General features: G+C 45.1%; 7 protein-coding genes. 2 read left to right on the top strand and 5 right to left on the bottom strand.

Annotated elements, in window-relative coordinates; genetic code table 11:
• Positions 1 to 488 precede the first annotated feature (488 nt).
• The 3 genes from ASL11_RS21580 to ASL11_RS21570 all read right to left on the bottom strand — a co-directional run bounded on the left by ASL11_RS21580 (position 489) and on the right by ASL11_RS21570 (position 5,177).
• Complete coding sequence (locus ASL11_RS21580) at positions 489 to 1,901, bottom strand: RtcB family protein (protein WP_056620225.1); 1,413 nt, start codon at positions 1,899 to 1,901, stop codon at positions 489 to 491.
• 207 nt (positions 1,902 to 2,108) lie between these two features.
• A complete protein-coding gene (locus ASL11_RS21575; RefSeq protein WP_056619486.1) occupies positions 2,109 to 2,966 on the bottom strand; it encodes a sugar phosphate isomerase/epimerase family protein in 858 nt (285 codons plus the stop codon).
• 144 nt (positions 2,967 to 3,110) lie between these two features.
• Positions 3,111 to 5,177 carry a beta-galactosidase gene (locus ASL11_RS21570; protein WP_056619483.1) on the bottom strand — a complete coding sequence of 689 codons (2,067 nt, stop codon included), beginning with the start codon at positions 5,175 to 5,177 and terminating at the stop codon, positions 3,111 to 3,113.
• A gap of 137 nt (positions 5,178 to 5,314) precedes the next feature.
• Here ASL11_RS21570 and ASL11_RS21565 point away from each other — a divergent pair, with 137 nt between their 5' ends.
• The gene (locus ASL11_RS21565; RefSeq protein ID WP_235550551.1) at positions 5,315 to 6,148 is read left to right on the top strand and encodes an AraC family transcriptional regulator; all 834 of its coding nucleotides are present in this window, start codon (positions 5,315 to 5,317) and stop codon (positions 6,146 to 6,148) included.
• Between the two features lie 241 nt (positions 6,149 to 6,389).
• On the opposite strand, the gene ASL11_RS21560 is transcribed toward ASL11_RS21565, so the two are convergent.
• Positions 6,390 to 7,238, bottom strand: a complete 849-nt coding sequence (locus ASL11_RS21560; protein ID WP_056619477.1) for a helix-turn-helix domain-containing protein — start codon at positions 7,236 to 7,238, stop codon at positions 6,390 to 6,392.
• A 179-nt stretch (positions 7,239 to 7,417) separates the two neighbouring features.
• Between ASL11_RS21560 and ASL11_RS21555 the strand changes: the two genes are divergently transcribed.
• Positions 7,418 to 8,485, top strand: a complete 1,068-nt coding sequence (locus tag ASL11_RS21555) for a Gfo/Idh/MocA family protein (protein ID WP_056619475.1) — start codon at positions 7,418 to 7,420, stop codon at positions 8,483 to 8,485.
• Between the two features lie 59 nt (positions 8,486 to 8,544).
• On the opposite strand, the gene ASL11_RS21550 is transcribed toward ASL11_RS21555, so the two are convergent.
• On the bottom strand, positions 8,545 to 13,155 hold the full coding sequence (locus ASL11_RS21550) for a family 16 glycoside hydrolase (RefSeq protein ID WP_056619469.1): 4,611 nt from the start codon (positions 13,153 to 13,155) through the stop codon (positions 8,545 to 8,547).
• Between the last annotated feature and the right edge of the window lie 90 nt (positions 13,156 to 13,245).

The following is a 13,245-nucleotide window of genomic DNA, read 5'->3' as shown; positions in this document are numbered from 1 at the left end:
TGAGTGTTAGATCACGTAGTTGGAGTCCCCCTGCGATGAAGGCGGAATTCTGCTTAAGAATACAAGGAATGAAGAAAGCCATTTGAAATGAGTTGGAGATATTGGGTTCTCACTTGTAAACCATCTATCTTCCCGTTAGTAACAAAAGGTTTTAATCGTTCTTGCCATCGGTATCTGCAGATTACAAAGCCGTAGCGCAGTGTGCGATGTGAAAGCCACTGAAGACTCCCGTACACGATCAAATAAGAATAATTTTTTGCTCGATTAAAAGTCGAGTGCTCTACCACTGAGCTAATCGTTCCACACGATAGGGGATTCGAACCCCTGCACCTGGGGAATGTAAGTCGAAATGAACATTACAGTATACAGACACATAGAGATGTGTCCGCACTGCCGGACGATTTGACATCCTAGCCAAGGTAAAATCATTCGTACTTACATCCAAATTTATGAATACGTCAATTGACGTCTATCATCACTACAATTTCCTAAACACCTTTAATCGCAACCACAGGCTTACAAGTTGCCACCACATCAGCTAGCGATGCACCCACAATACTATCAATAATCTGATCCACATCTTTATAGGCTTGCGGACATTCATCAAGGATGGTTTGCAAGGAGCGATGATTAACCAGTATCTCATCATCCGTCCCAACTTTCATCGATTGCGCGAATTGGTCGACGGTGACAAGCTCTTTGGTCGCTTTCCGTGATCTCGCTCTGCCCGCACCGTGACAAATGGAGTAGAAGTTTTTAAGGCCTTCGTCTCTCCCCACCATAATATAGGATGAGGTTCCCATGGAACCGGGGATTAATGCAGGATGACCCGTTTCTTTATATGCAGCTGTATTCAGGAAATGACCTGGCGGCAGTGCTCTTGTCGCACCCTTCCGATGTACGAGCATCGGTTGATTGCGGTGAAATTCCTTTAGCGCATAGTTATGCATGAGGTCATACAGTACAGGCATTTCAAGATCTTCGCCAAATACTTCTCGGAACGCCTCTTGAACACCGAAGGCAATCATATGCCGATTACTTACTGCAAAGTTAAGTGCGGAATACATGAGATTTAAGTAAGTTTGCCCTTCATGACTTGCAATTGGCGCATATAAGAGATTCCGATCCGGATTGACGACACCCCAACTGTTCATTACCTCTCTGAAAACCTTGGTGAATTCTTGACCCAACATGGCTCCCCATGCACGAGAACCAGAGTGAATCATGACGACAACCTGACCGTCAAACAAGCCCCATTTTGCCGCTAAATCCTTATGAGCTTCTGCCACTTCTAGATACTGAATCTCTATAAAATGGTTCCCGCCACCAAGGGTCCCAAGCTGCCCGTGAGCATATTTACGGATTTTTGCTGGCAAATTCTCAAGATAGCCCTGTTCAAACTTGAACGTAGACTCTTCGACATGTGTTAACCACTGATCGCTTGGTACGTATTTTTCTGGGAGTCCATTTAATCCGTTTTTAACGACATCCATGATATCGATATCTGAATAATTCGTATTTGTACGCTCATTGGTTGGGACATATTTCTCGATCGCTTTGATTAATACTCTACGAACACCCTTGTCTTGAATATCACGTTTATGCAGTGAAGTCGTATGCACGCGCATGCCGCAGCCGATGTCTACTCCAACAATGGAAGGGGAAACGAACCCATCCTTCATACTCCAAACTGCCGTTGTCCCAATGCAAGTACCAATACCAACATGGGCGTCAGGGGTGTAACTCATATGCACATTACGCGGAATACGTAAGTTATTATCTGCCATTTCAAATACTTTGTCTTCAAAGGATTGGAACACATCCGAGTTTGCAAACACATGTAAATTGCCATGCTCTAGATGCATTTCGTATTGATTACCGCCGTGTATGATCGTTTTCATATTCATTGGGTTAACCTCCGTATTTCTTCTAAAGCTATCTTCGCTTATTTCCCTAAGAACGAACATGGTGAAAGTATGGCGACAGGAAAAAGTTTTCCATTTACTTTCTCGTTTCCTGTTAACGAAAAAAGATACCCACAGACTGAACACTTTTTCAATGTGTCCCATCTATGCGTACCCGTGTATTGCATGCCGTCCGTCTTTACCTCATCTTTGTTCCCTAGACAACATTTTTTGGACTACTTGAAAATCATACATCAGACGCTCATAGGCAGGAAATGGCGCATGGCATTCGAAGGTTATCCATCCGTTATAACCGACTTCTTGCAGCGCATCGAACATCGGTTGATGGTCAGCTTCCCCCTCGCCCAAGCGACTTTGCAGAAACGCTTCTTCTCCGCGATGCGTCAAGTTACGGAAAGTGCCTGGTGCTCCAACATCCTTCACGCGAATCTCATCTTTGACATGAACATGGAACAAATGCTTGTCCAGATTCACGATGGAATCCCTGCCGTAATCCGTCTCTGTAATATACATATTACCAGCGTCGTGAATCATCCCAACATTGTCATGCTGGATCAAATTCAATAGCTTCAAGCTGCTGTCAACGGTTTCTACAAGCGATTCATTATGAATTTCAAGCAATAGTTTTATTTGAAGTTTTTGAGCCATCTCAGCGCATTTATTCAGCCAGTGAGCCGCTTTGGCATAGTGGTAGTCGTATGCCATGAAAGCATTCGGCCCTCCCGGAGAAACCCGAATCATGGAAGATCCCAGCTCTCCGCCAATTTCCAACAAACGATTGAAATCGCTGAATGCTTGCTCACACTCTGGATCGCTAGCCGTCGAGAACCCGCCCATATATCCGGCAAGCACCGGAATTTCCAGTCCCAAATCCGCTGCTAGCGCCTTGATTTCCTGGATCCGCGGCGTACTGGTTGTCGGAGAAAGATGTGGCTCGCGAGCAGCAATTTCGATCCCATCCATGCCCAGCTTTTTGGTCAATTTCATAGCTTCTTGAATACTGTGTGCCATAAAAACACCGCTAAATGCCGCAAATTTCAATGATATCTCCTCCTAGAGATGAAGTTGATTTCTACTATATCAACAATGCTTCTCTTAAAGTTGACATTTTTTTCGAAGAATATAGACATTTTTTAGAAAAAAATAAAACAAACCGGAACCCCTAGTTTGGAGTTCCGGTTTTATTCACGCTTCCTTTGCTGGGCGTTTTAGCAGCATAATCCCATTTACCGGTAGATCGATTACACCTTTTACCGTTTCATTCGATTCCAACAACGTGTAATCTCTGTCGTCAAGCGAAATACGTTCGCTTTGGCCGCTGAAATTCATGATAAATACATACTCCATTGAAGTATCTGTGCGCACCTGAACAGTTACTCCCTGAGGGATGTACGTATTCATCGCTTTTGCAACGCCCGTTTGCTCAATAAGTTTCGAGTAAAAAGCCTGAAGAAAATCTGCCTTCAAACGCGTAGCCATGTGATAAGCTTTCCCTTTTCCAAAACGATTAACCGTAAGGGCGGGTTGCCCTGCATAGAAGCTGTCCGTATAGACACCCAGTACCTCAGCGCCTTCGGTATGGATCAGTTCACAGATCTCATGCGACTCGAAAGTGCCCGTTAGTCCCAGTTGATTATTTATTGACATCGATAGGCCATTACGATCGTGATCATATAAACCTTCAATCTCTTCTGCCCAAATGCCAAGCGTTTTCCGAAGTGGTCCCGGGAATCCACCCAGATGACACAAATCGTGCTCGTTGACAATACCAGACCAATAGGTTGTTACCAACGTTCCGCCTTGCTCTACGAACCTTTCCAGTTTACGACCCGTTTCTTCACGACATAGATACAACATAGGCGCAACGACTAGCTTGTATGAAGATAGGTCATCCTCCGAACTAATAACATCGACCGGCACACCTTGTTCCCAGAATGCTTGGTGATGGGCAAGTATGGTTTCCTCATAATGAATGCCCATATTACGCGGTCCTTGTGCGTCTTTCACGGCCCAGCGGTTATCCCAATCGAACAGAATCGCTGTTTCCGAAGGCGTCGTAGTGCCTATTACTTCGGAAATAGTGGATAAGGTCTCTCCCAACTCTGCTACATCTTTAAACACACGTGTATATTCATGTCCGCAATGGTCAACGACTGCTCCATGGAATTTCTCACTGGATCCTCTGCTTTTACGCCATTGGAAATATTGTACGGAATCCGAGCCATGCGCTACAGCTTGAAGGGAGGACAATCTGTGCATGCCGGGTTGCTTCAGCTTGCTGACCGACTGCCAGTTCGTAAGGCTAGGTGTGCTTTCCATCAACAGAAAGGGCTTCTTCTTCAGCGAGCGGAACAGATCATGATAGAAAGCAATGGAAGCACCTAATTGACTGTCATTCTGCCCTTCATGCCAAGTTGGATAGGCATCCCAAGAAATCACGTCCAATATTTCGGCAAACTTTCGATAGTCCAGGCCTTCAATTAAATGCATATTTGTTGTAACGGGAAGAGCAGAATTAGATCCCCGAACCGCATCAATCTCATGCTTGCAGAAATTTACTGTTTGGTCCGTAACGAATCGACGCCAATCCAGATTATGCCCATGTACCATATACTCACCATGTGGTGCTGGAGATTCGACCTGCGACCAATCCGTAATCGTATGTGCCCAGAATGAGGTCCACCAAGCCGCATTTAACGCTTCCAGCGAACCGTATTTCTTTTGCAGCCACTCTCGGAAAGCATCCTGACAATACGCACAATGGCAATCTCCACCAAATTCATTAGAAATGTGCCAGCCAATGACCGCTGGATGATTGCCATACCGTTCAGCAAGCTTGGTGTTGATTATCGCGGTCTTTTCCCGATAAATGGGACTGGTAAAGCAATGATTGTGCCTAATGCCATACAAATTACGTACGCGGTTCGCTTCTACCCTTCTAACTTCTGGATAGCGTTCTGACATCCACGCAGGACGTGCTCCACTAGGTGTTGAGAGCCATGCATAGATGCCATTCTCAGCAAACGTATTCAAAATCCGATCCATCCACTCGAAAGTAAAGGTTCCTTCTGCAGGCTCTAATGCAGCCCAAGCAAAAATACCAATGGCCATCACGTTGCAGCCAGCCAGCTTCATCAGACGAATATCTTCTTCCAACACCTGTGGATTGTGAAGCCATTGGTCTGGATTATAATCAGCGCCGTGCATCAAGACGGGGAGCTTAGGGCTAATTGGATGAAATTTGTGAGTCATTTTCAAATCATCTCTCCTCTATGTTTATCCTCGTATTCTCTTATATATTTTGATTATAGGACAAATAGCTGATAAAATAGTAGAACTTATGAATTAAAAAATCGTACAATATGAACATTGGTGGTGAAAATAAGTTGATGCCTTTCCTTTTTGCTGAATTTGCTATGCTCGATAACAAATTGCCCCTCTATGTGTATTGTGTAGGCAGTCATGAGCAAAAGCATCTTCTAAGACCTGATGGGTATCCAGCTCATCAACTTTTCTTAAGCCGACGCGGGAAGGGAATATTTCGCTTACAGGGTAGTCAGGATATGGTGATGACGCCTGGCGCCATGCTAATCCTTCCCGCTGGTGTACATCATGAATATTTTCCTGATGAAAGTGAGGAAGCTTGGGAACTAGGCTTTGTGGCTTTTAGCGGCTCCATTGCTAGTTCCATTCTCGAGCATCTTGGCAACCACAATCCCACGCTACTAAAGAATAACCAGTTTCAGGAGTATTGGAATAAGCTTGAATCCTTATGGCAGCTTATCAACTTGAATAGCGAAAGTGGTTATTGGGAAGCGTCTAGAAAAATGTATGATTTCCTATTGTCTGTCATTGAAGGGCAGTCCGATCAAGAAATAAATCAGCGCATTAAACCAATTGGACATTCCAATGCTGCTTTACAAGAAGCGATTAAGCTTATTCATGATCACTATAATGAACGCTTGCATTTATCCAACTTGGCAAGAGCAGTCGGATATTCTGTTCAACATTTCCATCGTCTGTTCGTAAGTATTTACGGTATGTCACCCATGCTATATATCCAACAGATCCGAATGCGCCGTTCAATTCAACTATTTGAAGAGAACCCTTCAATTACTGTTGAAAAGGTGGCACAGCAACTGGGTATGGAGACAAGTTATTTTATACGAATTTTCAAACGAACTTATGGCAAGACGCCTAAACAATTTATTAAATATGTATAAAGTTCCTTTGAAATTCAAATATAAAAATGGCCGGGCTAAGGCCAGCGGAGCTGTTCCTACACAAGACGTGAGATCGCTATACCCCTTCATTTTGCAAGATATATCAAAGTTACACAGACGAGATCCACGAGTAATTCTTGGACGATCGCTGAGTTAAATCTGTACCAATAGAAAACAAAAGGTCAATCTACTCAACAGATTGACCTTTTGTTTCGTAATCAGCCAGCTATAACATCTGATTTCATAAATCATTGCCATTGGACCTCCCTTCGTCGACTTGCCAGTGTTGCGTCCGATATTCACTAGGACTTTGCCCATATTTAGTACGAAACGCGCGACAGAAGTAAGGATAGCTGCGGAAACCGGATGCTTCAGCAGCATCCTCAAGCCGCATGTCACTGTACAGAATACGTTCGCTGGCAATGACTAGACGAACCTCAACGGCATATCGCATAGGCGGAACGCCAAAAGCTACCTTAAACATATGGGAAGCGGTTGACGTACTGACGCCATTGCGCGCGGCCAGCTCCTCCAGCGTGAGCGCTTCCGTCGCATGCTTTTCAATATATTGCTTAAGCTTATTAGCAATGAAATGTTCCTTGCGGCCGACGCCGGCCAACATTTTAACGACGGACCGCTCAAGCGTCAAGCAAAGCAACTTGGCGCAGCAGGCAATTATTTCTGTGTTTTTCTCATGCAAATTCCGTTTTTCATAAATTAACCTCCGCCACAGACTAAGCAAATCATCATTGACCTCAATGTGAGCGACATCGGTTAAGGTCTGACTGGAGAGCCATTGGTCAACCCATTCCCCCCCACATACCACATAGTAATCCGCACTATCAACAAGGCACTGTTCATCCATCCCCCTCTCTTCGCCTATGAATAACTGATAGGTGCTTCCTGGTCTGGAAATAATCAAATCGCCGGTGCGAATGTGATGTGAAATACCATTGAGTTCAACACGGCAAGTCCCATTCACTTGCAGCCTCATCAGTACGCCATCGTTTCTACGATCCAACTGGTTGCGGTGTGGTGCACGATGGTGGGAGTAACCCACATGTATATAACGAAATCCGTAATTTTCCATGGTCGCCTCCCTTATTCACTTTCAACTCTTATATTTTAATAAAATGCAAAATAAGTCAACTGATACAAGATCGGGCATTCCTCCTCATAAACGCATTTCTTATAATAAATTTGCATGAACGAAATTTGAAAAAATTAAATTGGATAAGCATGTGTGAGCACATGGAGGAGGATTGAACAATGAGACCAACATATCGAATTGGCATCGCTGGAGCTGGCGGCATTTTCAAAGAGTCGCATTTGAAGGCCTGGAAGGAAAATCAAGAGTGCGAGATCGTCGCCATCTGCGACGTGAATGAAGCACGTGCACACGAAATGGCTCAGTTGTCGGCTGCAAAACTCGTTTACACCGATTATAAGCAAATGATAGCTGAGGCTAATTTGGATGTCATTGATATTTGTACACCAAATCTGTATCACTCGGAAATTGCAATTGCCGCCTTACAAGCGGGAATCCATGTTATCTGCGAGAAACCGGATGCGGTCTCTCCCGTCGAGGCGCAGAAGATGGCTGATGCTGCGGCCCAAAGCGGTAAGCTGCTCATGACGATCCGCAATAATCGCTTCCATCCGAACGCCCAGTTCCTACAGCAGTATGCAAAAGAAGGCGGCCTTGGTGAGATCTATACCGGACGCTGCGGCTGGATTCGTCGCAGGGGAATCCCCGGCAAGGGCGGTTGGTTTACGACGAAGGAATTATCTGGCGGTGGTCCTTTAATTGATTTAGGCGTTCATTTTATCGATATCGCGGTGTGGGTCATGGGCAATCCCAAGCCAGTCGCCGTCAGTGGAGCCACCTATCGGAAATTTGCCGACAGCGATGTATCGGACTCGAAGCATAGCGGCTTTGGGGAGAAGCAGACGGGTGGAACGTTCGATGTGGAAGATTTGGCTGTAGGTTTTATCCGCTTTGACAACGGCGCTACGCTGCAAATCGAGTTCAGCTGGGCTTCCAATATTGAAGAAGAGACTTATTTTGTTGAGCTTCGCGGGACGAAAGCAGGCGCAACTTACCGAAATTTCGAGTTAGGTCTATTTTCAGAAATGAACGGCCAATTAGTGGATACCAAGTCTTCCCGTACCCAAGGGAAACCAGTTAAGATGCATCATGCCAATATTAATCACTTTATCGATTGCTTGGCAGATCGAGCAGAGCCCATTATTCGGCCAGAACATGGCGTTGAAATGATCCAAATCTTGTCCGCCATTTATGAATCAGCAGAAACAGGCCGAGAGGTTCGCCTCTAGGTGCAGAAATGGAAACGGCGGAACGCATGAATTGCGTTACCGCCATTTTTTTTATTAATTTATGGAGCTAATTTCACCTCAACATCATCAAAATAAACTTTGAGCAAATGCGTGTACACACCGAACTTCCCTGCCGAGAATGTGCTGTCTGTAGCGGTGAGAATTGGGTTCCCATTCACATAAGCCTGCAAGGTATTCCCTATCACAGTAAATCGCAGCGTATGGTAGGTGCCTGTGGTAAGCGGCGTGATGGCAGCTGAAATCGCTAAGTCAGTTTGAACGCCATTTTGTAACTTACTGATGTAGACTTTCTTTGTAAAGGTGTCATAAGACATACTGTAATAGTTGTTATAGTCAATGAATCTCGCTACTAACCCCATTCTGCCGCTACCTGTCTCCATTTTCCCCTTAGCTTCTACGCTATAGTTGGTCCATGTTGATATGCCTGCGACTGACTTCGTTCCTCCTTTATCCGCATTATCAGATAAATAAGCTTTGGAGCCGTATACGTCTGATACGACGGAGTAATTCCCCCAAGAAGAAACGACCGACCACCCAAGCGCGTTACCTGACTCGAAATTATTGGTCAGAAGCGTGCTGTTCGTCGTGACGACGGTTTCACTGCTAGCTTCGGATTGATTGTTCGCCGCATCTAACGCCTTGACCGTATAGTGATACGTCGTAGCGAGGTTCAATCCCGTATTTTTGTACGTATTCACCGCACCATTAACGGTACCTACTAATTGCTGGTCACGATAAATAGCATAGCTAGTTACCCCTGTATCATCGGATGATTGTGACCATGACAACGCTACTTCTGTGGATGATAAAGCAGTGGCCGTTAGTCCTGTTGGGGAAGTCGGCGGCGATACGTCAGGCTTTGGAAGTAGTTTCACCACGATGTCGTCAAAATAACCTTTCAACAGGTGCGTATATACACCGATCTTCCCAGCTGGAAACGTACTATCCGTGGCCATGGCAAGCAGTTGCCCATTCACATAACCCTGCAAGGTATTTCCCGACACGGTGAATTTCAACGTATGGTATGTGCCGGCCGCAAGCGGTGTGATCGCAGCTGAAACGGCTAGGTCGGTAATATTACCGTTTTGCACCTTACTAAGGTACACTTTCTGGGTATAGCTTTCATAGGTCATACTATAGTAGTTGTTATAGTCAACGAATCTAGCTACAAGTCCAATTCTGCCCCTCGTTTGGTCCATTTTAGCCTTGGCTTCTATCTGATAGTCGGTCCACGATGATTGCCCCGCAACAGATTTCGTAGCCCCTTTGTCCGTATTGTCCGAGAGATAGGCTTTCGTACTGCCGTCCGTTATCACGGCGAACGTTCCCCATGAAGATACGACAGTCCACCCATTCGCGCTTCCAGACTCAAAATTATCTTCCAGCAGCGAGCTTTTTGTCGTTGCTATGGCATTACTACTTACAATAGAATAATTATTCGCTGGGTCAAATGCTTTAACAGTGTACGCGTAGGTAGTACCAAGACTTAAACCCGTATCAATAAAGCTCGTGCTCGACCCGCTGACTGACGCAATTTCTTGCCCATCTCGATAAATAAAGTAGCCAGCTACACGGTCATTATCGGTAGATGGGGTCCAAGAGAGTGATATCTCATATGACGAGAGCGCGGTTGCCGTCACATTGGAAGGTACGGAAGGTGCACTGACATCTCTATATGCAACAAGGAAATTATCATAAGAAACTGGCCCCATAACCCGCTTTACGATTTCTAGTAATTTTGTTAAAAAAGAACCGTTTGAACTTGTGACCCCTTCATTCAAATATCCCTTAATCGCGCTTCCTAGCGTTGCTAACCATTGTTGACTAGCCGCACCAAAAGGGAATCCTGCTGGCAGTACAAGATCCTTGGTTAATATACCTGCGGATCCATTTGCAATCGTGCTATCTGTTGCTGTAACGACTAATTGACCATTTATATAGCCATTCAAGCGATTGCCCGCCACGTCAAACCTAAGTTTGTTCATGACATCTAGCGGCATTGCCAATCCAGAGGTTGATTGGAGAACAATTGTTTGATCATTATTCTGTCTCTCGATGGATGCCTTGCCAAGAAGTGCATCATAAGTAAAGCTATAATACTTGCCTTGATTCACGTATCTCGCAACAAGCCCTATCGTATCCTTAAAAGTTGTGATTCGAACATCAGATTCAACGAAATAGTCCGCTCCGTAGGTTTGTGCAACAACGGATGTTGATTGTTTTGTCGTCCGATACACATGGTTGCCATTGCTCTCCGTTTGAATCCCGAAGTTCCCTTTGACCGTGGTCCATTCCGCTGCACCTGACTCAAAATCCGTGGAATATAGCGGATCGTATACGAGCTCAAAGGCTAATCCTTTATCCGTATCCAAGGTAACAGACACTATCTGACCATTCACGGTCACAGGTATTTCCTGAAGACACGCACCGTTCAGCGCAAGCTTATAAGCTTTAAAGCCTCCAGCAGGTTTCGTCGTTGTTAACGTGAACTTAGCCCTTTGCTGCTTCACTAAGGTTGGCAGTGTACCTTTGTAGTATTTGATTTCACCAGAAGGCAGCGAAACATATTGTTCCCCTGTAGCTGCTACATCCGTTGTATAGACAAGCAACATACGGTCGCTATCCTTCAGCGCATTCCCGTCCAAGGAGGATGCGAAAAAAGTACCCTTGTCGACATCGCCTGTCACTGTCGTTTGCCCCAGTGCGAACTTATGATTATTCATTGTTCCCGCTGCCGCGATGACTTTCGGCGTATTCACGAAGTAGGTGTCCAGATTGAGATCAAATGTAAGCTCACCGGTATCTGATAGCAGCTTATTCTGACTCAATGCAGCTAACATTTCAGCTTTCTTGTTCGCATCATCCAACGAATGAATGAACAATTCGGTCATCTGTCTATTCGACATCGAAGACGAAATCGGCAGTTTGTTGGCTTCTGGCAGATTGCCGCTAGCAATCTGTTCTGGTGTGTTGTCAGGCGTGATTTTGTACACAGTTAACGGCACATTCGGTTTATCACCATACACAGACATGGTCTTGAACAGATGTGGAATGTACATCATGTTCGTCAGATACGCGTCGCCTTCTGAGGCTGCTGCCTTATCGCGCGACCATGTGCGATCCCATACGAACACGAATTTCGGACTTGCGGCTTGAATGGCCTCATTTCGGAATAAGAGCGCCGCTTCTGCCTCCGACATAATAGCAAGCGGATCACCTACGATAGAGAACTCTTCAGGAGCACCTAACTTCATATTTTTATAAGCATCCCCTATATTGACGCCGAAGGAGTATCGGTTCATCATGTCCCAGCCTTGGTAAGCCCCAACTGCGCCATTGAAGATACCGATGTCTTCACGCCCTTTGACGGGTTGCGTATCCTGAAACTCCGTAAGCACAAATGGTTTGGCATATGGCTGCCTTAATGATAGGGCTGGATAGTAAGATCCAAAATTCGTATCCGTCGGCCAATCCTTCGGATAATTGGCAATTGTAGTGCTATTGAACGCCATGCTTAGACGAGGCTCCTTGAGCGGATTGTACTGATAGCCACTCCCATTACTGTCCGTAAATCTATTGTTTGAAAATTGGTAATAGGCATGTGTTTCATACACATCCGACGCTTGATCGCGCCAATAGTTCACATTCGGGCTATAAATGTAATTTAATCCGCCAATAGGCGCTTTAACGCCAAGATCCTCTTTCAAATAAGTCCTCATCGCATTTGAGACATGAATGGTTTTATTGGAATAATACGCACTAAGCTGATCCTTAATGTCCCCTGCTGCATCCCAATAATTGCCTGGGAAACTAAAGATGTCAGGCTTACCTATCGAGTCCAGATACTGGTTGAAATCCTGAAGCATATAGTCGCGCAAAGGCACCTTCATGCCGCTAAGATTCATATTCAGAAGCAAGGATTCATTCCACGGGCTAACACCGATTAGAACGGGATCATGCTTCAAAGGGAGACCCGTATAGGGGTTAACATGGGATAGCCACATGTCTGCAATCGCTTTCCACATGTCGAGCGCTTGGGGGAGAAGAGGAAGCAAATAAGGTGATTTCGTCCCATCTGCGTATTCGCCAAGCCCCGGTATATTTTTGAAATCATACAGGTGAAAAATGTCAATTGTTACGTAAATCCCCTTAGACTTCAACTTTGCAATAAAGTACTCTAATCGATCCAATCGATCCACATTTAGTTGTGGCGTCGTTGATCCATTTTGGATGAAAATACCTTGTACCCAATCGGCCATTGCATCCTGTGCATGTATTCTAACTGCGTTATAGCCTAAACGTGCTAGGCGATTCGCAGTTTGATCCGCATCATCATGCGAGCCGTAGAACATATTCCAGGTTATATTGGCTCCGTATAACTTCACCTTTTTTTGCGGTGCTTGCTCAAACGTATAGTCGCCGTCAATACCTTGTTGGATGAAGCCATATTTACCTGCTGGTGCTTCATTCAATCCAGATAAATCCAGGGCACTGCCAGGAACCGTCATCGGCTCTGTATCCATAGGCTTCCATACATCAGCTGCCTGAGCTGTCGGTACATGGCCTAAGATACCACCGCCAATAGCAGAGAACATCATGGTCAAAATAAGCAAAACGGTTATACGTCTACGGATCGATTTGTACGTCATTATTTAGCTCCTTTAATAGAGATTACAGTCGATCCCTCCATGTATCCAATGGCACAGTACTAGACTTAAGTCGTCTGTGCTTTATATTTG

This window comes from Paenibacillus sp. Soil750 (assembly GCF_001428045.1).
GTDB classification, from domain to species: Bacteria; Bacillota; Bacilli; order Paenibacillales; family NBRC-103111; genus Paenibacillus_E; species Paenibacillus_E allorhizoplanae.
Note: the sequence above shows the minus strand (reverse complement) of the source record. Positions and strands in the feature narration are given on the sequence as shown.